This window comes from Kocuria sp. KKT182, assembly GCF_055635395.1.
Genome location: NZ_CM145757.1, coordinates 2,593,317 through 2,613,965, shown reverse-complemented (window position 1 = coordinate 2,613,965; position 20,649 = coordinate 2,593,317). Strand labels below are relative to the sequence as shown.

The 20,649-nt window shown below is 73.6% G+C and carries 21 protein-coding genes and 2 riboswitches; of the genes, 9 read left to right on the top strand and 12 right to left on the bottom strand.

What is annotated here, in order from left to right; all coding sequences use genetic code 11:
• Positions 1 to 53 precede the first annotated feature (53 nt).
• The 3 genes from ACZ2G1_RS12280 to ACZ2G1_RS12270 are packed head-to-tail and all read right to left on the bottom strand — an operon-like array spanning position 54 to position 2,502.
• A complete protein-coding gene (locus tag ACZ2G1_RS12280) occupies positions 54 to 725 on the bottom strand; it encodes an ABC transporter permease (RefSeq protein ID WP_470376870.1) in 672 nt (223 codons plus the stop codon).
• Positions 722 to 1,396 carry an ABC transporter permease gene (locus ACZ2G1_RS12275; RefSeq protein ID WP_368795624.1) on the bottom strand — a complete coding sequence of 225 codons (675 nt, stop codon included), beginning with the start codon at positions 1,394 to 1,396 and terminating at the stop codon, positions 722 to 724. The genes ACZ2G1_RS12280 and ACZ2G1_RS12275 overlap by 4 nt, the downstream gene beginning before the upstream one ends.
• On the bottom strand, positions 1,393 to 2,502 hold the full coding sequence (locus ACZ2G1_RS12270; RefSeq protein WP_470376869.1) for an ABC transporter ATP-binding protein: 1,110 nt from the start codon (positions 2,500 to 2,502) through the stop codon (positions 1,393 to 1,395). Before ACZ2G1_RS12270 ends, ACZ2G1_RS12275 begins: the two co-directional genes overlap by 4 nt.
• A 119-nt stretch (positions 2,503 to 2,621) precedes the next feature.
• On the opposite strand from ACZ2G1_RS12270, the gene ACZ2G1_RS12265 reads away from it, so the two are divergent.
• From ACZ2G1_RS12265 to ACZ2G1_RS12235, 7 genes are all read left to right on the top strand, one after another.
• A complete protein-coding gene (locus tag ACZ2G1_RS12265; RefSeq protein ID WP_017831735.1) occupies positions 2,622 to 3,149 on the top strand; it encodes a 2'-5' RNA ligase family protein in 528 nt (175 codons plus the stop codon).
• A 49-nt stretch (positions 3,150 to 3,198) separates the two neighbouring features.
• Entirely contained in the window at positions 3,199 to 3,435 is a 237-nt protein-coding gene (locus tag ACZ2G1_RS12260) for a DUF6953 family protein (protein ID WP_017831734.1), read from the top strand.
• A gap of 108 nt (positions 3,436 to 3,543) precedes the next feature.
• Positions 3,544 to 3,646: riboswitch (glycine riboswitch) on the top strand.
• A riboswitch (glycine riboswitch) is annotated at positions 3,647 to 3,747 on the top strand.
• Positions 3,748 to 3,797: 50 nt separating this feature from the next.
• Positions 3,798 to 6,668, top strand: coding sequence for an aminomethyl-transferring glycine dehydrogenase (gene gcvP / locus ACZ2G1_RS12255; RefSeq protein ID WP_017831733.1), 2,871 nt, complete (start codon positions 3,798 to 3,800; stop codon positions 6,666 to 6,668).
• 31 nt (positions 6,669 to 6,699) lie between these two features.
• Positions 6,700 to 7,821, top strand: coding sequence for a glycine cleavage system aminomethyltransferase GcvT (gcvT, locus tag ACZ2G1_RS12250; protein ID WP_109221596.1), 1,122 nt, complete (start codon positions 6,700 to 6,702; stop codon positions 7,819 to 7,821).
• Positions 7,822 to 7,888: 67 nt separating this feature from the next.
• On the top strand, positions 7,889 to 8,266 hold the full coding sequence (gene gcvH, locus ACZ2G1_RS12245; RefSeq protein WP_035924297.1) for a glycine cleavage system protein GcvH: 378 nt from the start codon (positions 7,889 to 7,891) through the stop codon (positions 8,264 to 8,266).
• Positions 8,267 to 8,439: 173 nt separating this feature from the next.
• Positions 8,440 to 9,870, top strand: coding sequence for an L-serine ammonia-lyase (locus tag ACZ2G1_RS12240; RefSeq protein WP_470376868.1), 1,431 nt, complete (start codon positions 8,440 to 8,442; stop codon positions 9,868 to 9,870).
• A 91-nt stretch (positions 9,871 to 9,961) separates the two neighbouring features.
• The gene (locus ACZ2G1_RS12235; protein ID WP_095650017.1) at positions 9,962 to 11,056 is read left to right on the top strand and encodes an SDR family oxidoreductase; all 1,095 of its coding nucleotides are present in this window, start codon (positions 9,962 to 9,964) and stop codon (positions 11,054 to 11,056) included.
• Between the two features lie 25 nt (positions 11,057 to 11,081).
• On the opposite strand, the gene ACZ2G1_RS12230 is transcribed toward ACZ2G1_RS12235, so the two are convergent.
• The 3 genes from ACZ2G1_RS12230 to ACZ2G1_RS12220 are packed head-to-tail and all read right to left on the bottom strand — an operon-like array spanning position 11,082 to position 13,903.
• Positions 11,082 to 12,308 (bottom strand): amidohydrolase, encoded by a 1,227-nt coding sequence (locus ACZ2G1_RS12230; protein ID WP_470376867.1) that lies wholly within the window; start codon positions 12,306 to 12,308, stop codon positions 11,082 to 11,084.
• Between the two features lie 28 nt (positions 12,309 to 12,336).
• Positions 12,337 to 13,089, bottom strand: coding sequence for a hypothetical protein (locus tag ACZ2G1_RS12225; protein ID WP_035924306.1), 753 nt, complete (start codon positions 13,087 to 13,089; stop codon positions 12,337 to 12,339).
• 58 nt (positions 13,090 to 13,147) lie between these two features.
• The gene (locus ACZ2G1_RS12220; protein WP_017831726.1) at positions 13,148 to 13,903 is read right to left on the bottom strand and encodes a DUF5058 family protein; all 756 of its coding nucleotides are present in this window, start codon (positions 13,901 to 13,903) and stop codon (positions 13,148 to 13,150) included.
• A gap of 162 nt (positions 13,904 to 14,065) precedes the next feature.
• Between ACZ2G1_RS12220 and ACZ2G1_RS12215 the strand changes: the two genes are divergently transcribed.
• Positions 14,066 to 15,073 (top strand): AsnC family transcriptional regulator, encoded by a 1,008-nt coding sequence (locus ACZ2G1_RS12215; RefSeq protein ID WP_470376866.1) that lies wholly within the window; start codon positions 14,066 to 14,068, stop codon positions 15,071 to 15,073.
• Between the two features lie 15 nt (positions 15,074 to 15,088).
• Here ACZ2G1_RS12215 and ACZ2G1_RS12210 read toward each other — a convergent pair whose 3' ends face one another.
• The 4 genes from ACZ2G1_RS12210 to ACZ2G1_RS12195 all read right to left on the bottom strand — a co-directional run bounded on the left by ACZ2G1_RS12210 (position 15,089) and on the right by ACZ2G1_RS12195 (position 18,810).
• Complete coding sequence (locus ACZ2G1_RS12210; protein ID WP_017831724.1) at positions 15,089 to 15,658, bottom strand: DUF421 domain-containing protein; 570 nt, start codon at positions 15,656 to 15,658, stop codon at positions 15,089 to 15,091.
• Between the two features lie 3 nt (positions 15,659 to 15,661).
• Complete coding sequence (locus ACZ2G1_RS12205; protein WP_470377729.1) at positions 15,662 to 17,509, bottom strand: ABC transporter ATP-binding protein; 1,848 nt, start codon at positions 17,507 to 17,509, stop codon at positions 15,662 to 15,664.
• Between the two features lie 259 nt (positions 17,510 to 17,768).
• Positions 17,769 to 18,260 carry a DoxX family protein gene (locus tag ACZ2G1_RS12200; RefSeq protein WP_470376865.1) on the bottom strand — a complete coding sequence of 164 codons (492 nt, stop codon included), beginning with the start codon at positions 18,258 to 18,260 and terminating at the stop codon, positions 17,769 to 17,771.
• Between the two features lie 61 nt (positions 18,261 to 18,321).
• Positions 18,322 to 18,810, bottom strand: a complete 489-nt coding sequence (locus tag ACZ2G1_RS12195; RefSeq protein WP_017831721.1) for a MarR family winged helix-turn-helix transcriptional regulator — start codon at positions 18,808 to 18,810, stop codon at positions 18,322 to 18,324.
• Positions 18,811 to 18,883: 73 nt separating this feature from the next.
• Here ACZ2G1_RS12195 and ACZ2G1_RS12190 point away from each other — a divergent pair, with 73 nt between their 5' ends.
• On the top strand, positions 18,884 to 19,564 hold the full coding sequence (locus ACZ2G1_RS12190; RefSeq protein ID WP_148669345.1) for a hypothetical protein: 681 nt from the start codon (positions 18,884 to 18,886) through the stop codon (positions 19,562 to 19,564).
• Here ACZ2G1_RS12190 and ACZ2G1_RS12185 read toward each other — a convergent pair.
• Complete coding sequence (locus ACZ2G1_RS12185) at positions 19,557 to 20,255, bottom strand: MOSC domain-containing protein (RefSeq protein ID WP_470376864.1); 699 nt, start codon at positions 20,253 to 20,255, stop codon at positions 19,557 to 19,559. The two genes, ACZ2G1_RS12190 and ACZ2G1_RS12185, sit on opposite strands and share 8 nt — an antisense overlap.
• Complete coding sequence (mnhG, locus tag ACZ2G1_RS12180; protein ID WP_237740394.1) at positions 20,252 to 20,647, bottom strand: monovalent cation/H(+) antiporter subunit G; 396 nt, start codon at positions 20,645 to 20,647, stop codon at positions 20,252 to 20,254. Before mnhG ends, ACZ2G1_RS12185 begins: the two co-directional genes overlap by 4 nt.
• Positions 20,648 to 20,649: the final 2 nt, after the last annotated feature.

Sequence of the window (20,649 nt, the reverse complement as noted above, 5' to 3'; positions counted from 1 at the left end):
CTCGGGAGGACGGCGGGTCTCGGGAGGGCTGTGGGTCAGGGGGCGGCGGTGGGTCAGGGAGCGGCGAGGCGCAGTCCCGGCGACGTGGACAGCCGCTGGGCCACGGCCAGGACGGCGTCCACGACGAGCGCGAGGACCGCCACGAGCACCACGGAGCCGAGCATCCGGTCGTAGTCGCGCACCGCGAGGCCGTCGATGAGGTAGCGGCCGAGGCCGCCGAGGTTGATGTAGGCGACCACGGTCACGGTCGCCACGACCTGCAGGGCGGCGTTGCGGATCCCGCCCAGGATCACGGGCAGGGCGTTGGGCACCTCCACGCGGGTCAGCACCTGGCTCCCGGTCATCCCCATCGCCGCCCCGGCGTCCTTGAGGGCCGGGGACACGTTCGCGACCCCGGCGTAGGCCCCCGACAGGATCGGGGGGATCGCGAGCAGGACGAGCGCGATGATCGGCGGCACCAGTCCGAGCCCGAGCAGCAGGGTGAAGAGGGTGAGCAGGCCCAGCGTGGGCAGGGCGCGCAGCGCCCCGGCCAGGCCGACGACGACGCCGGAGCCGCGCCCCGTGTGCCCCACCCACAGGCCCAGGGGGACTGCCACGGCCAGGGCCACGGCCATCGTCACGCCGCTGTACGTCAGGTGCTCCAGCAGCCGGGCGGGGATGCCGCCGGGCCCGGACCAGTTCTCGGGATCGGTCAGCCACTCCAGGGCGCCGCCGGCGAGGCTCACGCGACCGCTCCTCTGCGCACGCGCGGGACCGGGGCCGTGCCCGCCCGCTGCCAGCGCGTCAGGGCGCGGCCGGCCCCCCGCAGCACGAGGTCCATGAGCACCGCCAGGACCACGGTCAGGACGATGCCCACCGCGATCTCCTCGAGGATGGACCGGCGCAGCCCGTCGGTGAACAGGGTGCCGAGGGACTGCACGCCGATCACGGCGCCCACGCTGACCATGGAGATGTTGCTGACGGAGGCCACCCGCAGCCCGGCGACCAGCACGGGCACCGCGAGCGGCAGCTCGACCGCGAAGAAGCGCCGCAGCGGGCGGTAGCCCATCGCGGTGGAGGCCTGCAGGATGTCGCGGTCCACGGACTCGAAGGCGTCCACGGAGGAACGCACCAGGATGGCCACGACGTAGACGGTCAGCGCCACGACCACGTTCACCACCGAGGTGATCTGCGTGCCGAGGAGCAGGGGCAGCACCACGAACAGGGTCAGGGACGGGATGGTGTAGAGCAGGGAGGAGCCCGTGACGAGCACCGGGCGCAGCGTGCGGTTGCGGGCGGCGAGCCGGGCCACCGGGACGGCGACGAGGGCGCCGAGCAGCAGGGGCAGCACCGACTGGACGAGGTGCGTGCCCGTGAGCTCCAGGACGTAGGGCCAGTTCCGGCTCGTCCAGCTCATCGGGGCGTCCGCCCGCCGAGCCGCGCGTCCTCGATGGCCGCGATGATCTCCCCCGGCTGCATGATCCCGACCGCCCGGCCGTCGTCGTCGACGACCACGGCGAGGCCCGACGGCGAGGACAGGGCCGCGTCCAGGGCGCTGCGCAGGGAGCTGCCGGGCCGGTGCAGGGTGCCGCCGACCACGGGGTCGTCCTCCGCGCCGGGCCGCACCCAGCCGCGGGGGGCGCCGTCGTCGTCGACCCGCAGCATCCACCCGTCGGGGACGGGCCCGTCCCCGGTCCCGGCCACGCCCTGGGTGCCGTCCGGGCGCACGGTGGCCACCGGGTGCACGGGGATGTCGTGGGCCGAGTCGAAGGTCAGGGAGCGGAAGCCGCGGTCCCGGCCCACGAAGTCCGCCACGAAGTCGTCGGCGGGCGCGCGCAGCAGCTCCTCCGGGGTGGCGTACTGCGCCAGCCGCCCGCCCGTGGCGAAGACGGCCACCCGGTTGCCGAGCAGGATCGCCTCGTCGATGTCGTGGGTGACGAACACGATGGTGCGGTGCAGCCGGCGCTGGAGGTCCAGCAGCTCGCGCTGCAGGTCCTGGCGCACCACGGGGTCCACGGCGGAGAACGGCTCGTCCATGAGCAGGACCGGCGGGTCGGCGGCGAGCGCCCGGGCCACGCCCACGCGCTGCTGCTGACCGCCCGAGAGCTGGGAGGGGTAGCGGGAGCCCAGGGCCTCGGCGAGCCCCACGGTGCTCAGCAGCTCGCGGGCCCGCTCCCGCGCCTGCTTCCTCGGCACGCCGTTGAGCCGCGGGACGGTCGCGATGTTGTCCACCACGGTCCGGTGCGGCAGGAGGCCCGACTGCTGCATGACGTAGCCCATGGAGCGGCGCAGCTCGTGGGCGGGCACGGACGTGACGTCACGGCCCTCGACCGTGACGGAGCCGGAGGTGGGCTCCACCATGCGGTTGATCATCCGCAGGGAGGTGGTCTTGCCGCAGCCGGAGGGTCCCACGAACACGGTGAGGGACCCGCGGGGGATCTCGAGGTCGAGGGCCTCGACGGCCGTGGTCCCGTCCGGGTACGTCTTGCCGGCGCCCTCGAAACGGATCGCGATGTCGGTCATGGAGATCCTCCCGTTGCCGTCCGGCCAGTATAGGCAAGCACGGCGGACGCCCCGCTAGACTCGCGTCCACCGGAGGCGGATCCCGCGGGACCGCCGGCCGACGCGCGAGGAGGTGGACGGTGCACAGCCTGGAGCTGCTGCTCGGCGAGGACGCCGAGGCGGCCGTGCGCGCGGACTGGGACCGGCTGGCCGAGGCGGGACTGCCCAGCTCCGGCCGGCACCGCTCCGAGTCCAACCGCCCCCACATCACCCTGGTGGCCGCCCCGTCCCTGGCCCCGGAGACCGTGCCGGGGGTCGACGAGCGGGTCGCCGCGGCCGCCGGGTTCGTGGACCTGCCGCTGACCAGCGCGGGCGTGCTGCTGTTCGGTCCGGGCCGGGGCGGCTACGTGGTGGTCCGCCAGGTCGTGACCACCCCCGAGCTGCTCGAGCTGCACCGGCGGGTCTGCGACGCCGTGGGCTCGGTCCCCGGGCAGGCGCGCACCTCCTTCCCCGGGGCCTGGACGCCGCACATCACCCTGGCGCGCCGGATGCGCCCGGAGCAGGTGGCCGCCGCGCTCGACGTCCTGGCCCCGCACCCCGAGCCGCTGCGCGCCGTGGCGCTGCGGCGCTGGGACGCGGACGCCCGCACCGTGGTGCAGCTGGCCTGAGGTCCGGCCCCGTGCCGGCGACGGGTGCGGAGCCGCGTAGGCTCGGATCATGACGAGCGCACAGGACATCGCCACCTGGATGATCGACCGCATCCGGACCGAGGGACGACTGTCCCAGGACCAGGCCGTCCAGGACATCCCCGGGACCTTCGGCCCCGAGTGGGTCCGGACCCTGGAGAACGGGCACACCGGGATCAGCAAGGAGGTCCTCGCGGAGTTCCGCAAGGCCCACGGCGGCACGGTGCAGTGGGACCGCGACCGCCGCTTCTGGTCCCTCAAGAGCTGAGCCGCCGGGCTGATCCGCCGGGCGGCTCCCCCGGCACGGCCGGGGTTCCCCGCGTGACGGTGGACACCTCTTTCCGGCTCCGGCTATCCTAGGAGCAGAAGACGCCCATGAGCTGTGGTGGGAGAGTCCCGCCGGTGCACTCGGACCGGCGGGCGCCGTAGGAGCAATTCCTCCCCAGGAAACTCTCAGGCCCCCGTACCACCACGGATCGGCAACTCTGGAAAGCAGCCCGGCGCGCGTCGCCGGACTCACCGACGGTGCAAGCGGCTCCACGGCCGCGGAATCTCTCAGGTCCCAGACAGAGCGGGGAGGAACTCGAACCGATCCACGCCGCCCTGGCGTGCAGCACCCGGGAGTTCCTCATGACGATCCAGCTCGCCACCACGTCCCCGACCACCGTCTTCGCCGACCGGCACATCGGTGCCGGCTCCGACGCCGTCCGGACCATGCTCGCCCGCGTGGGCCGCACCAGCCTCGACGACCTGGCGGACGCCGCCGTGCCCGCCGACATCCGGCAGAACACCCCTCTGGACCTGCCCGCGGCGCTCAGCGAGCAGGAGGTGCTCGAGCAGCTGCGCGCCTTCGCGGACCGCAACACCACGGCCGTGCAGATGATCGGGCAGGGCTACTACGACACCCACACGCCCCCGGTGATCCTGCGCAACGTGCTGGAGTCCCCGGGCTGGTACACCGCCTACACCCCCTACCAGCCCGAGATCTCCCAGGGCCGCCTCGAGGCGCTGCTGAACTTCCAGACCATGGTCTCCGACCTCACGGGGCTGCCGGTGGCCAACGCCTCGCTGCTGGACGAGGCCACGGCGGTGGTCGAGGCCGTGCTCCTGATGCGCCGGGCCAACAAGGCCCGCGGCAACGGCGCGATCGTGGTCGACGCCGACATCCTGCCGCAGACCCTGGCCGTGGTGCTGGCCCGCGCCGAGGCGCTGGGCTTCGCCGTGCAGGTCGCCGATCTGACGGCGGGCCTGCCCGAGGGCGAGATCACCGGCGTGGTCCTGCAGCAGCCCGGGGTCTCCGGGCGGGTCGTCGACCACGCCGCGGTGATCGCCGAGGCCAAGGAGCGCGGGGCGATGGTCACGGTCGCGGCCGACCTGCTGGCCCTGACCCTGATCACCCCGCCCGGCGAGCAGGGCGCGGACATCGCGGTGGGCTCCTCCCAGCGCTTCGGGGTCCCGCTGTTCTTCGGCGGCCCGCACGCCGCCTACATGGCGGTGCGCTCCGGCCTGGAGCGCAACCTGCCCGGCCGCCTGGTGGGCGTCTCCAAGGACGCCACGGGACGGGCCGCCTACCGCCTGGCGCTGCAGACGCGCGAGCAGCACATCCGCCGGGAGAAGGCCACCTCCAACATCTGCACCGCTCAGGCGCTGCTGGCCGTCGTGGCCGGCATGTACGCCGTCTACCACGGCCCGGAGGGGCTGAAGGCCATCGCCCGGCGCGTGCACGGCCTCGCCCGCACCCTGGCCACCGTGCTGCAGGGCGCCGGCCACGAGCTCGTCGCGGAGCAGTTCTTCGACACCCTCACCGTGCGGGTCCCCGGCCGGGCGGAGCAGGTGGTCCGCGCGGCCGAGGGCCGCGGCGTGAACCTGCGGCTCGTCGACGCCGACCACGTGGGGATCTCCTGCGACGAGGCGACCACGGAGCAGCACCTCGTGCTCGTCGCCGAGGCCTTCGGCGTGGCGGACGCCGCCGCGGCGGTCGCCGCCGGGCCGCGCGGCCCGGAGCTGGACGCCGGGCTGCGGCGCACCACGGAGTTCCTCACCCACCCGGTGTTCTCCACCCACCGCTCCGAGACGCAGATGCTGCGCTACCTGCGGCGCCTGGAGAACCGGGACCTGGCCCTGGACCGGACGATGATCCCGCTGGGCTCCTGCACCATGAAGCTCAACGCCACCGCCGAGATGGCGGCCATGAGCTGGCCCGAGTTCGCCTCGATCCACCCGCTGGCCCCGGCCCACCAGACCACCGGCTGGCGCGAGCTGATCGCCGACCTGGAGGGCCGCCTGGAGGAGATCACCGGCTACGCGGCCGTGTCCCTCCAGCCCAACGCCGGTTCCCAGGGCGAGCTGGCGGGCCTGCTGGCCATCCGCGGCTACCACCGGTCCCGCGGCGAGGAGCAGCGCACCGTGTGCCTCATCCCCGCCTCGGCCCACGGCACCAACGCCGCCTCCGCGGTCCTGGCCGGCATGAAGGTCGTCGTGGTGAAGACGGCCACCGACGGCACGATCGACCACGCCGACCTCGAGGCGAAGATCGAGGCCCACCGCGACCAGCTGGCCGCCATCATGATCACGTACCCCTCCACCCACGGGGTCTACGACGCCGACGTGCGCCAGGTCTGCGACGCCGTCCACGCCGCCGGCGGGCAGGTGTACCTCGACGGGGCCAACCTCAACGCCCTGGTCGGGCTGGCCCAGCCGGGGAAGTTCGGCGGGGACGTCTCCCACCTGAACCTGCACAAGACCTTCTGCATCCCGCACGGCGGCGGCGGGCCCGGCGTGGGCCCCGTGGCGGTGGCCGCGCACCTGGCCCCCTTCCTGCCCGGCGACGCCACCCGCGCCGAGGCGGACGGGGAGTCCGGCGCGCCGATCTCCGCCACGATGTTCGGCTCGGCCGGCGTGCTGCCGATCTCCTGGGCCTACATCGCGATGATGGGCGGCGACGGCCTCACCCGGGCCACGCAGACCGCGCTCCTGACGGCGAACTACGTCGCCGCCGCGCTCGACGAGCACTACCCGGTGCTCTACACCGGCAACAACGGGCTGGTCGCCCACGAGTGCATCCTGGACCTGCGACCGCTCACGGCCCGCACCAAGGTGACCGCCGAGGACGTGGCCAAGCGGCTGATCGACTTCGGGTTCCACGCCCCGACCCTCTCCTTCCCGGTGGCCGGGACGCTGATGGTCGAGCCGACCGAGTCCGAGGACCTCGCCGAGATCGACCGGTTCATCACCGCGATGACCACCATCCGCGAGGAGATCGAGCAGGTCGCCCGCGGTGAGCTCAGCGCCGAGGACAGCCCCCTGCGCCACGCCCCGCACACCGCCGAGGTCGTGGCCGCGAGCGACTGGGACCGCCGCTATCCCCGCGAGCAGGGCGCCTTCCCCGTCCCGGAGCTGCGCCAGGACAAGTACTTCCCGCCGGTGGGCCGCATCGACGGCGCCGCCGGGGACCGCAACCTGATCTGCTCCTGCCCGGCCCCCGAGGCCTTCGAGAACTGATCCGGCACCGCACCGCCACGAAAGGCACGACATGAGCGTCAGCACCACCTCCCGCCACACCGCCCTGCACGACGAGCACGCCGCGCTGGGGGCGTCCTTCACCGACTTCGGCGGCTGGGACATGCCCCTGAAGTACGGCTCAGAGCTGGCCGAGCACCGCGCCGTGCGCACCGCCGCCGGTCTGTTCGACCTCTCCCACATGGGGGAGATCCGGGTGACCGGCCCGGACGCGGCGGCCTTCCTGAACACGGCCCTGGTGGGCAACCTCGCCGCCATCGCCGTGGGCCGGGCCAAGTACTCCCTCATCTGCACCCCCGAGGGCGGGATCATCGACGACCTGATCAGCTATCGGCTGGCCGAGCAGGAGTACCTGGTGGTGCCCAACGCCGGCAACGCGCCGACCGTGCTCGCCGCCCTCCAGGAGCGGGCCGCCGGCTTCGACGTCACCGTGGCCGACGAGTCCGCCGACACCTCGCTGGTCGCCGTCCAGGGCCCCGCCGCGCAGGCGATCCTGCAGGAGCTCGTCCCCGCCGAGCAGCAGGAGCTGGTCGCCGAGCTGAAGTACTACTCGGCCGCGCCGGTCACCGTCGCCGGGACCGACGTGCTGCTCGCCCGCACCGGCTACACCGGGGAGGACGGGTTCGAGCTCTACGTGCCCGACGCCCAGGCGGTGTCCCTGTGGCGGAAGCTCCTGGAGGCCGGGCAGGGCCACGGGCTCGTCCCCTGCGGCCTCGCCTGCCGCGACTCCCTGCGCCTGGAGGCCGGGATGCCGCTCTACGGCCAGGAGCTCACCCTGGACCTCACCCCCTACGAGGCCGGTCTCGGCCCGGTCGTCTCCTTCAAGAAGGAGGAGGACTTCGTGGGCCGCACGGCCCTGGAGGCCCGCAGGGGCGCCGGGACGGACCGCAAGCTGGTCGGTCTGCGGGGCGAGGGCCGGCGCGCGGCCCGCGGCCACTACCCGATCAGCGTGGACGGCGAGGTCGTCGGCGAGGTCACCTCGGGGGCGCTCAGCCCGACCCTGGGCTACCCCATCGCCATGGCCTACGTCGACAACGCGCACGCCGAGCCCGGCACCGAGGTGCAGGTCGACCTGCGCGGCAAGCCGGTCCCGTTCGAGGTCGTGTCCCTGCCGTTCTACCAGCGCGGGCAGTGACCCGGCCGGCTCCGGCAGCCCCTTCCACCACCAGTCGTCCTCCCCTCCTGCTGAAAGGTTCTCGATCATGAGCAACATCCCGTCCCACCTGCGCTACTCCGCCGAGCACGAGTGGGTGGACGAGTCCTCCCCCGTGAAGGTCGGCCTGTCCGCGGTCGCCGTCGACGCCCTCGGCGACGTCGTCTACCTCGACCTGCCCGAGGCCGGTTCCACCGTGACCGCCGGCGAGGTCTGCGGCGAGGTGGAGTCCACCAAGTCCGTCTCCGAGCTCTTCGCCCCGGTCTCCGGCACGGTGGTGGACGTCAACGCGGCCGTCGTCGACGAGCCCGGGCTGGTGAACTCCGACCCGTACGGGGACGGCTGGCTGTTCACCGTGGAGGTCACCGACGAGGGCGAGCTGCTCACCGCGGAGCAGTACGAGCAGGCCCAGGAGGACCAGGCCTGAGCACGCCCCCACGAGCGCAGCAGGACGTCGGGACCCTGGGCGAGGGCTGAGCACCGGCCGCGCCCGGGTACCGTCGAGGACCGTGGTGCGGGCCGGGTCCCGGCCCGCACCACGACCGTTCCACCCACCACCGCCCCGCACCGGGGCACCACCTCCTTTGGAGCATCACCGTCATGGCCATCAGCGTCTTCGAACTGTTCACCGTGGGCATCGGCCCCTCGAGCTCCCACACCGTCGGCCCCATGCGCGCCGCACGGCGCTTCGCCGAGACCCTGACCGGGGACGGGCTGCTGGAGCTCACCGCGGACCTGCGCGTGGACGTCTACGGGTCGCTGGCCGCGACCGGCCGGGGCCACGGCACCTTCACCGCGATCCTGCTCGGCCTGGAGGGCTACGACCCCGAGACCGTGCTGCCCGCCGAGGTGGACGAGCGGCTCGCCGACCTCGCCGAGACCGGGACGCTGCGGCTGTGCGCGGCCCTCGGGCAGCGCAAGGACCTCCCCTACCGGGTCGAGGACATGGTGCAGCACCCGCTGACCGTCCTGGAGCGGCACACCAACGGCATGCGCTTCCAGGCCCTGGACGCCTCCGGCGCCGTGCTGGCCGACGAGACCTGGTTCTCCGTGGGCGGCGGCTTCATCGTCCGCGAGGGCCAGGAGGGCGCCGCCGCGGCCGAGCTGGACGCCGCCAGCGCCCAGGTGCCCCACCACTTCCGCACCGCCGCACAGCTGCTGGCCCACTGCGAGCGCACCGGCCTGCCGATCAGCGGGGTGATGCTGGCCAACGAGCGGACCTGGCGCGACGAGGACGAGATCCGGCAGCAGCTGCTGCACATCTGGACCGTGATGGAGGAGTGCAAGGACTCCAGCCTCCGGCGCACCGGCCCGCTGCCGGGCGGGCTGAACGTGGCCCGCCGCGCCCCCGAGTGGCACCGGCGCCTGCGCACCGAGGACCCGGACCGGGACCCGGGCTTCTGGCCGGAGTGGGTGAACCTCGTGGCCCTGGCGGTCAACGAGGAGAACGCCTCCGGCGGACGCGTGGTCACCGCCCCCACCAACGGGGCGGCCGGCATCATCCCGGCGGTGCTGTTCTACGCCACCCACTACTCCCCCGCCGCCCGCGCCGCCGCCGCGGAGGGCCCCGAGGCGCTCGCGGCCGCCCGGCGGGACATCGTGGTCCGCTTCCTGCTCACGGCCGGGGCGGTCGGGGTGCTCTACAAGGAGCAGGCCTCGATCTCCGGGGCCGAGGTGGGGTGCCAGGGCGAGGTCGGCTCCGCCTCCTCGATGGCCGCCGCCGGCCTCGCCGAGGTCCTGGACGGGACCCCGGCCCAGGTGGAGAACGCCGCGGAGATCGCCATGGAGCACAACCTCGGGCTGACCTGCGACCCCATCGGCGGACTGGTGCAGATCCCCTGCATCGAGCGCAACGCGATCGCCGCGGCCAAGGCGATCAACGCCGCCAAGATGGCGATGTGGGGCGACGGCACCCACCGGGTCAGCCTCGACGAGGTCATCGTGACCATGCGCGAGACCGGCAGGGACATGAGCCACAAGTACAAGGAGACCGCCCTGGGCGGACTCGCCGTGAACGTCGTGGAGTGCTGACCGTGAGACGCTGAACCCGTCGGCCCGGACGGTCCTGTCCGTGCGGACCGGCGAGCAGCGTTGGCACCCACCGAGGAGACGAGACCGCACCGTGACAGCCCCCGCCCAGGACACCCGTTCCCCGCAGCGTCCCACCGCCCTGGTGGTGGGGGCCAGCGGCATCGCCGGTTCGGCGATCGTCGAGCAGCTGACCCGCACCGAGGACTGGGACGTGCTCGCCCTCTCCCGCAACCCCGTCCCCGGCAGCTCGGCCCGGCACCTCGGCGCCGACCTCCGCTCCCCGGAGAGCCTGGCCGCGGCCCTGGCCGGGGAGCGGCCCACGCACGTGTTCTTCACCGCCTGGTCCCGCCAGAACACCGAGAAGGAGAACATCGAGGTCAACGCCGGGATGGTCCGCAACCTCCTGGCCGCCCTGGCCCACGCCCCGGTGGAGCACGTGGCGCTGATGACCGGGCTCAAGCACTACCTGGGCCCCTTCGAGGCCTACGGCAAGGGGGACATGCCCGACACCCCCTTTCTCGAGGAGGAGCCGCGCCTGCCGGTGGAGAACTTCTACTACGCCCAGGAGGACGAGCTCTGGGCGGCCGCCGGCCGCCAGGGCTTCCGCTGGTCCGTGCACCGGGCGCACACGGTCATCGGCCACGCGGTGGGCAACGCCATGAACATGGGGCTGACCCTGGCCGCGCAGGCGGCGATCTGCCGGGAGACGGGCCGCCCGTTCGTGTTCCCCGGCTCCGAGGTCCAGTGGAACAGCCTGACCGACATGACCGACGGGTCCCTGCTGGCCGAGCACATGGTCTGGGCCGCCACCGAGGAGGCCGCCGGCAACGAGGCCTACAACGTGGTCAACGGCGACGTCTTCCGCTGGCGCCGGATGTGGCCGGCGCTGGCCGACTGGTTCGGACTCGAGTGGGAGGGCTACCAGGACGCACCGCGGCCGCTGGAGCAGCAGATGCGCGGCGCCGAGGACGTCTGGGCCCGGATCGTCGCCGAGCACGGGCTCGCGGAGCCCGACCTCGCCCGCGTGGCCTCCTGGTGGCACACCGACGCCGACCTCGGCCGGCCCATCGAGGTGGTCGCCGACATGAGCAAGAGCCGGCTGGCCGGGTTCACCGGCTACCGCCGCACCCGGGACTGCTTCACCGGCCTCTTCGACCGCTACCGGGCCGAGCACATCATCCCCTGACCCCCAGACAGGGACCCGGGAGGGGTCAGCCGCCCACGCGGGAGAGGATCGCGGTGAGGGCGGTCCGCACCCCGGTGGAGAGCGTCGGCTCGATCGCCGGGGCGAAGAACGGCGAGTGGTTCACCGGCACGGGTCCCTCCCCCTCGAGGACGGCTCCGTCGTGGCCGCCGAACATCCAGAACACCGAGGGCACCCCGATCGCCGCGCCGAGGGCCCCGAAGTCCTCCGAGCCCATCATCGGTTCGACCTCCACCACGTTGTCCTCCCCCAGCACCTCGCGGAAGCGCTCGACGAGAGCAGCGGTGGCCGCCGGGTCGTTGTAGTTGCGGGGGAAGGTCGAGAGCTCCTCGATGGTGGGCTCCGGGGCCCCCGAGGCCGCCGCCTCCGCGGCGATGATGCGCCGCAGCGCGCCCAGGACGTGGTCCCGGACGGCGGGGTCGAAGGTGCGCACGTTGAGCGTGAACTCGGCCGAGGCCGGGATGATGTTCTCCTTGAGCCCGCCGTGGAAGGTCGCCACGGTGACCACCGCGGCCCGGCGCGCGTCGATCTCTCGGGAGACGATGGTCTGGATCCGGGTGATCATGTGCGCCCCGAGCACGATCGGGTCGGTGGCGTCCTGCGGCTGGGACGCGTGGGCCCCCTTGCCGTGGACGGTGACCCGCCAGGAGTCGGCCATCGCCATGACGTCCCCCGCAGCCCAGCTGACCGTGCCGGCCCGGGAGGGCATCACGTGCTGGCCGAGGACGACCTCCGGCAGCGGCGCCCGCGCCCACAGCCCGTCCTCGAGCATCGCCCGGGCGCCGGCGGCGGTCTCCTCCCCGGGCTGGAAGATCAGCACCACGGTCCCGGCCCAGGCCTCCCGCGCGCCGGCCAGCAGCTCGGCGGCCGTCAGCAGGGCGGTCATGTGCGTGTCGTGGCCGCACCCGTGCATCACGGGGACCTCGGTGCCGTCCTCCAACCGCCCGGTGGCGGTGCTGGCGTAGTCTAGACCGGTGTCCTCGGCCAGGGGCAGGCCGTCGGTGTCGGCGCGGAAGGCCACCGTGGGCCCGTCCCCGTTGCGCAGCACCCCGACCACCCCGGTGCCGCCGCAGCGGAAGTTCTCGATGCCCAGGGCGGTGAGCCGCTGCTCGAGCAGGGCTGCGGTGGCGTGCTCCTGCATGGACAGCTCCGGGTGGGCGTGCAGCTCGCGGTACAGCAGGTGCATCCGCCGGCGCAGGTCGTCGGTCAGCTGGAGGTCCGTGGTGGTGCTCATGGTGCGGGGTCCTTTCGGGAGAACGGTGCTAGCCGATGCGGAGGTCGTCGGAGGAGGCCTCCGGCTGGGGCGCGACGGGATCGGCCTCGGCCGACCTGTCGCGCAGGAACCATGCCAGCACAGCGGTGGCGATCACCGCGATGGCGGTGCCGAAGAACGCCAGGGTGGGCACGGTCGGCACCAGCAGGAACACGACGGCCGCGGCGACGACGCCGGCGGTCACCGTCATCCGCAGGTTGCGGGTCGAGACGACGGCCTGCACGAGCACCGCGCCCAGCACCGAGGGCAGGATGTAGGTCTGGACCACGGCGACGACGTCGGCGGGCACGACGCTCACCAGCCAGGAGCCCAGGAGACCGACCAGGACGAGCAGCGAGACCAGGTGCACCATGGCCGCTCCGCTGATGGCCATCACCGCCGCCAGCTCCCCGCGGCGGGTGCCGGGCTTCGCGCCGATGGCGGACTGGGCGATCAGCGCCGAGGGCAGCAGCTTGTTGGAGATGTTGCCGATCATGAAGGCCTGGTACATCGAGGCCTGGCCCAGGATCGGGTAGTAGGTCAGCGGCTCCACGATCCAGAGCACCCCGAAGGTGCCGGCGATGGCCAGCAGGGCGGTCCAGATCCGGGCCTGGTCCACGTCCAGGCCGGAGAAGAGCACGAGGTAGGCGGGGCCGGCCAGGGCGAAGAGCAGCCCGGCAATCATCGTCAGCCGGCCCCAGCGGGCGGTGGTCGCGTCGAACTGCTCCAGGGCGGGGACGGCGGCGGGGTTCACGGTGGTCATGGCAGAAGTCCTTCGGTGGGTCTGACGCACGGTCTCGGGCACGGGCTCGGGGACGGTCTCAGGCGGTCGGGAAGACACCGGCGCCGACGGTGGCGTAGGTGACGACCAGCGCGGTCAGGATGGCGATGCCCAGCGCCCACTCGCGGATCCACTGCGCCCGGAGGGCCTTGGCGATGCCCAGGCACACCGCCATCACGGCCGCGGAGGCGAGGAAGGCCACCACGTGGTTGCCCGACTTCGGCAGCTCCCCGAGCCCGAGGGCGAAGAACGCCCCGAGCAGGGCCGCCCCGGGGACCACGGTCATCACGGCGGGGTTGACCTTGCGCAGGCTGACGTCGCCGCGCTTGAGCAGCGGGGTGAGGACCAGCGTGGCGAGCATCCACATCGCCCCGCCCAGGCTCATCGCCATGAACGCCACGGCGAAGACGCCCTGCGTGTACGTCGGGCCGCCCAGGTCGGCCCCCATGGTTCCCGCGGCGATGCTGGCCGCACCGGTCTCGAAGGACACCGACCCGATCAGCCCGATCCGCACCAGCACGGCGGGAGCGCCGAAGACGGTCAGCAGCGCGACGGCCACCAGGGCCACGGCCAGGGACGGCCCGATCGCCGAGACCGCCCCGGCGCGGAAGGAGGTCCTCAGCTCCGCCGGGCTCACCCCGGCGGCGGGGGCCGCCACACGGGCAGCCCGGACGTAGATGACGGTCTGCACGACGATGACGGCGAAGACGCCGAGGGCGCAGATCCACAGCACGGGCAGGTTGGCCACGGACAGGATGTCGGTGGAGGCGCCGTCAACAGCGGTGCGCAGGTTCATGGGAACTCCCGGAGGTGGTCGGATCGGCGGGGAACGAGAGGCGGGGCCACGAGGAGTCCGTCGCCGGCGGATCTCTGCTCCGAGCGTGACGTGACGCCAATCACTGTCACCGGACATCTTCGATAAACTGCACCAAACGCACTGTCGACCGAAGGAATGAGCATGGAGCTGCCCCCGGAGGACCTCGAGCTCGTGCACGCCCTGCAGATCGCGCCGCGGGCGTCCTGGACCCAGCTGGGGGCCGCGCTCGGCCGCCACCCCACCACGCTGGCCGCCCGCTGGGACCGGCTCCGGGCCGACGGCCGCAGCTGGGTCACCGCCCACCTGGGCACCTCCGGCACGCAGGGCTGCGCCACCTTCATCGGCCTCGAGTGCCGCCCGGGCCGCCGGGCGGAGGTGCTGGAGCGGCTGTGCGCCGTCCCGGAGGTCGGCACCGTGGAGGAGTCCGCGCGCGCCTGGGACGTCCGGCTCACCGTCCTCACCCGCAGCTGGGAGCAGATGACCCGGGACGTGCTGCCGCTGGTGCGCGCCGATCCGGCGATCCTGCGGGCCCAGCTCACGGTGGCCACCCGACTCCACGCCATCGGCAGCAACTGGCGCCTGGACGTGCTGTCCCCGGAGCAGCAGCGCCGCGTGAGCGCCCTGCGCTCGGAGGCGCACCGCCCGCACGGCGCCGCCCCCGCCCACCTCGAGGAGATGACGGCCGTGCTCCAGGCCGACGGGCGGGCCACCGCCGCGCAGATCGCCGCCGCGACCGGGACCCACCCGACGACGGCGGCCCGGCACCTGCGCCAGGCGCTCGAGACCGGCCTCGTGGCTCTCCGCTGCGAACTGGCCCAGCAGCACTCCGGCTACCCGGTGTCCTGCCAGTGGTACGTCCGGGTGCCGCCGGCGCAGCTCGAGGCGGCCGTGCGCTGCCTGCGCTCCCACCGGACGCTGCGCCTGTGCGCCTCGACCACGGGCGACACCAACCTCACCTTCCTGCTCTGGCTGCGCACCCCCGGGGACATCTTCGACGTGGAGGCGGAGCTGCAGGCCGCCGCGCCGGGGGTCCAGGTGGTCGAGTCCGACGTGGGGGTGCGGACCCACAAGCGCATGGGCTGGATGCTGCGCGACGACTCGACCGCGACCGGCGAGGTGGTGACCGAGCTCGGTCGGGCCACCCCGTGACGCCGTGCGCGGTCCTCAGCCCCGGCCCGGCTCCCGCAGGAGGTCCGCCGGGACCAGGTGGGCGTCCCGGACGCCCTCGAGCAGCCGGGGGTCGACCGGCGTGCCGCGCCGGAGGACGCTGATCGTGCCGGCGGCCTCGAAGACCACGCACGCGACCTCGTCGGGGCTGCGCACCCCGGCGCCCCGCAGCGCGCCGAAGAGCTCGGACTCCACCACGTGGACCCGGCGGAGGTTGGCCTCCAGCACCCGTTCGCCGGCCATCAGCAGCACGGCCCGGTTGTTCATCAGCGCCGACACGCGGATCCCCGCGCGGAGCCGGCCGAAGCCCGCCTCGAGCGCGAACAGCGTGCCGAGCCCCAGCACGCCCGCGGCGAGCGTGGGCGTGTCCCCCAGGACCGCGCGCCCGGCCACGGCACCGAGCATGACCACCACGACCGCGTCGAAGGTCGACAGCCGGGACAGCACGCGCTGCCCGAGGACCCGCACCATGAGCAGGAACGCCAGGTAGATCCCCACGGCCGAGGCCACCACCGCCAGCGCCCCCGGGGCGTCCACGCCGAGGCGCGCCACGGCGTCGTCGAGCACCGGTCAGACCTCCTGGTCCGCGAACTGCGTCTCGTAGAGCTCCGCGTAGCGCCCGCTCACGGCGAGGAGCTCGGCGTGCCGGCCCCGCTCCACGATCCGGCCGTCCTCGACCACCAGGATCTGGTCGGCGGAGCGGATGGTCGAGAGCCGGTGGGCGATGACCAGGGCGGTGCGCCCATCCATCGCCTCGCCCAGTGCCGCCTGGACGTAGGCCTCGTTGGTGGAGTCCAGCGCCGAGGTGGCCTCGTCGAGGATCACCACGCGCGGGGCCGCGAGCAGCAGGCGGGCGATGGTCAGCCGCTGCCGCTCGCCGCCGGAGAGCCGGTAGCCGCGCTCGCCCACCACGGTGTCCAGCCCGTCCGGGAGGGCACGGATCACGTGTTCCATGCGGGCCCGGGCCAGGGCGTCCCACAGCTGCTCGTCCGTGGCCTCCGGCTTCACCAGGGCGAGGTTGTCCCGGATCGACTCGTGGAACAGGTGCCCGTCCTGGGTCACCATCCCGATGGTCTCCCGCAGCGAGGCGAAGGTGGCGTCCCGCACGTCCGTGCCCCCGATCCGGACGGCCCCCGAGGTGACGTCGTAGAGCCGGGCCACGAGCTGGGCGATCGTCGACTTGCCCGCGCCGGAGGACCCCACGAGGGCCACCGTCTGCCCCGGCAGGACGGTGAAGCCCACGCCGTGCAGCACCTCCTCGCCGCCCCGGGTGTCGAGCACCGCGACGTCCTCGAGCGAGGCGAGCGAGACCTCCTCGGCGGAGGGGTAGGCGAACCGGACGTCGTCGAACTCCACCGACGCGGGCCCGGCGGGCAGCGACCGGGCCCCGGGCCGCTCCTGGATCAGGGGGACGAGGTCGAGGATCTCGAAGACCCGCTCGAAGCTCACCACGGCGCTCATGACGTCCATCCGGGCGTTCGCGAGCATGGTCAGCGGGGTGTACAGCCGGGTGAGGAGCAGGGCGAGGGTCACGACCGCGCCGGCGTCCAGGTTGCCGAGGATCGCCTGCGCGCCGCCGAGCCCGTAGACGAGCGCCAGGGCGAGCGCCGAGACCAGCGTCAGGGCCGTGACGAACACGGTCTGCAGCATCGCCACCCGCACGCCGATGTCCCGGACGCGGCCGGCACGGCGGGCGAACTCGGCGGCCTCGGCGTCGGGCCGGCCGAAGAGCTTGACCAGGGTGGCGCCGCCGGCGGAGAACCGTTCGGTCATCTGCGTGGACATGGACGCGTTGTGCTGGGCCGCCTCCCGCTGGAGGTTCGCCAGGCGCCCGCCCATGGCCCGGGCCGGGACCAGGAAGATCGGCAGCAGAAGCACGGACAGCGCGGTGACCTGCCACGAGATCGAGACCATGACGACGACGGTCAGGATCAGGGAGACGATGTTGCTCACCACGCCGGAGAGCGTGTTGGAGAACGCCCGCTGGGCGCCGATGACGTCGTTGTTGAGCCGGGAGACCAGGGCCCCGGTGCGCGTGCGGGTGAAGAAGGCGATCGGCATCCGCTGCACGTGGTCGTAGACGGCGGTGCGCAGGTCCAGGATGAGCCCCTCGCCGATCAGGGAGGAGAGCCACCGGTTGAGGATGCTCAGCCCCGCGTCCACGACCGCCACGGCGGCGATGGCCACCGCGAGCCAGACGACCACGGAGACCGCGTCCCCGGCGTTGATCGCACGGACCACGTCGCCGGCCAGGATCGGGGTGACCACGCCCAGCAGCGCCGTGAGCACCGAGATCACCAGGAACACCGTGAGCCTGGTCTTGTGCGGGCGCGCGAAGACGACGATGCGCCGGAGCGTGCCCCGGTCGATCTTCCGGTCCTTGACGTCCTGACCCTGGACGGTGCGCCACAGCACCATGTACGGCGAGTTCTGCATGCTCATGCGGCCAACCCCGATCTGCGGGGATCGCCCGCGCTGCACCAGACGCGGCACCGTGGTGGTCATGCGCGCCGCGCCGCCACTGATTTTACGCGGCCGCGCCGACACGTCCGCGCCCGCCCGCCGCGGCCCGCCGACGGAACGCCGGACGACGACGGGCCCCCGCGCCGCAGGGTGCTGCGGTCGGGGGCGGGTCGCTCCGGCGCGGCGGAGCAGCCGGGACGTCGGAGGGAAGGGGTCAGGCCCGGGCGGACCCGCGGCGCCGCGCCGCGACCAGGTGGTCCAGCGACCAGCGGCCGGCACCGGCCAGGACGAAGAGGACGGACGCGGCGGCGAGGAGCAGGACGAGCTCGACCCCGCCGTCGGCGGCGAAGAAGCCCGCGGGAAGGTGCACCAGCACGAGGGCGCCCAGCATGGTCAGGGCGAGCAGGGCGGCGACCACGCGGGTGCCGAGACCCAGGAGGAGCATCAGCCCGCCCACGAGCTCGAGGACGGCCGCGAGGGGCGCGGCGAGCTCGGCCGCCGGGACGCCCATCTGGGCGAAGGAGGCCTGGGTGCCGGCGACGGTCCACTCGGTGACCTTCTGCCAGCCGTGCAGGAGGAACGTGGTGCCGAGGACGACGCGCAGGACGGTGAGTCCGAGGGTCGCGGCCGAGGAGTCGGCGGTGGGGACGGTGGGGGCGGAGGAACGGACGGAGGACGTGCGCTGCGGCACCTGTGTTGTGGACATGTCACCACAATAGGGGGCAGATACTTTCCGTGTCAAGCTTTTGGGCAGAGGGGGCCCGGTGTCACGGCTGGTCCGAGGCCAGTCCCCGGGCCGTGGGGCCGGCCGCGGCGTCGTCGACCATGCGGCCGATCAGCGCGAGCTGCTGGACCTGCACCGGCGTCAGCCGGTCGATCACCGTCCGCCGGACGTGCTCCACGTGCCCCGGGGCCACCTGCTGGACCCGCTCCAGGCCGCGGTCGGTGATCTCCGCGAGCACCACCCGCTTGTCCTGCTCCCCGCCGGCGCGCACCACCAGGCCGTCCCGCTCGAGACGCGCGACGATCCGGGACAACCGGGACTGGGAGGTGTTGGTGGCCGCCGCGAGGTCCGACATGCGCCGGCGCCGGTCGGGGGCCTCCGAGAGCATCGCGAGCACCAGGTACTCGGCCAGGCTGAGGTCCGCCTCCGCCTGCAGCTGGGACTCGATGCTGCCGGGCAGCGTGAACATGATGGAGACGAGCGCCAGCCAGGCCTCGCGCTCCTCGGGGGACAGCCATCGGGTCTCGGTCATGGCCCGATTCTACGAGCCGGTCCTTGACGCCTCATGGGAACGCGTCCGCCGAGCGCGCCCCATAATGGAACCCATGGACTCCCTCGGCACCTGGCCCCGGCCCGTACCCGCGGACGACCGCGACTTCGACGTCCAGGTCATGCGGCGGCTGCGCACCGCCCCCGGCGAGGACGGGGCGCCCGACCGCCCCTCCCTGGGCGAGCGCCTGGGCACGTCGCTGCTGCTGGTGGTCCCGGTGCTGACCGCGCTCGCCGTGGTCCTGCTGTGGCAGCAGTGGTCCCGGTCCGGCTCGGTGCTCTACCTCGCCCTCGTCGCCGTGGTGCTGGTGGCCACGGCCCTGTGGTGGACGGCCCGGCTCAAGCGCGCCTTCAGCACCGCGCAGGGCCGGCTGGGCGCCCGCCTGGCGAACGTCGTGGAGCACGGCGTGGGCGTCGTCCGGGAGATCGCCCTCGAGCCGGTCGCCCAGGACGCGTCCGCCGCCGGGCGCACGGACGGGAGCACGGCGGCGGACGCGGCGACCGGCGGCGGCCGCGTCCGCGCCCGGCTCGAGCTGTCCGTGACCCCGGTGCGGGGGGAGCGCTTCAGCACCTCCGTGGAGGCCCTCTACGACGCCGACGCCGCGCTCCTCCTGGAGACCGGCTCGCACGGGCCCGTCCGTTTCCTGCGCGACGACCCGGAGGGCACCACCGTGATCGACACCCGGCTCTCCGAGGAGCAGGTCGCGCAGGTCTACCGGGGCGCAGCCCTCAACTGAGGGCGGTGGCGGCTCGGCCGTCGCGCCGGCCGGCCGCCCGCTGCTCCTTCTCGACCCGCAGCCGGAGCTGCTCGCACAGGTCCTCCCCCGCCCGGAGCAGCTCCGGCATCCGGTGCCGCTCCGTGGTCTGGGCCCGGAAGGCGTCCGCCACGCCCACCCCGTGCCCGGCGCGGCGGACGAGCTCGACCGGCAGACCGGCCCGCAGCGTGCCCGGCTCCAGGACCTTGAGATAGGCCCCGGAGCGGCCCCGCTCCGTGAAGCGGCGCAGCCAGCCGCGCACCTCCATGCTCGCGCGGAACGTGCCGCAGGGGATGCGGGCGTCCGTGACCTGCAGCAGCACCCCGCCGATGCGCCAGACGTCGCCCAGCCGCGCGTCGTCGACGTCGACGCCCGAGAGCGTGAGGTTCTCCCCGAAGGAGCCGTCGGGGATCTCCCGCCCCAGCTCCTGCGCCCAGAAGTCCAGCTCCTCGCGCGCGAACGCGTACACCGCCTGGTCCGTGCCGCCGTGGTACTTGCCGTCCCCGATGAAGTCCCCGGCCAGGCCAGAGCCGACACCACCCCTGCGGGGGCCCGGGTCGCGGACCTCCACCGGTCCGTCCACGGGGCGCTTGCGGATGCCGGTGGCGCGGTTCGGCCGGGCGGGATTGACCCCGGAGCGTCCCACGTTGACGCTGTGCACGCGTCCGGTCACGGCCGGACGTCCTCGCCGGGGCGGCCGGCCTCGTCCTCGGTGCGCTCCTCCAGCTCGTTGTGGTGGGTCGGGGAGTAGACCGCGGAGCCGATGAGGTACCCGGAGCGGGCCAGCGCCATGCTGCCCACGGCCGAGGTCACCAGTTGCAGGACCACCGCGACGATCAGCTTCACCGCGTTCTCCACGCCGGGCAGGAAGAAGAACGCCCCGGTGAGGACGAACGAGACGCCGAGGCCCGTGGCCGTGGCGACCGCCGAGGACCGGGTGTAGAGGTCGGGGAACCGGGTGATCCCCACCGTGGCGCTGAGGAAGATCAGCGAGCCCAGGACGATGAACGCCTGTCCCACCACGCTCATCCACAGGGTGTCGTGCATGATCGGGTCGAAGTCCACGG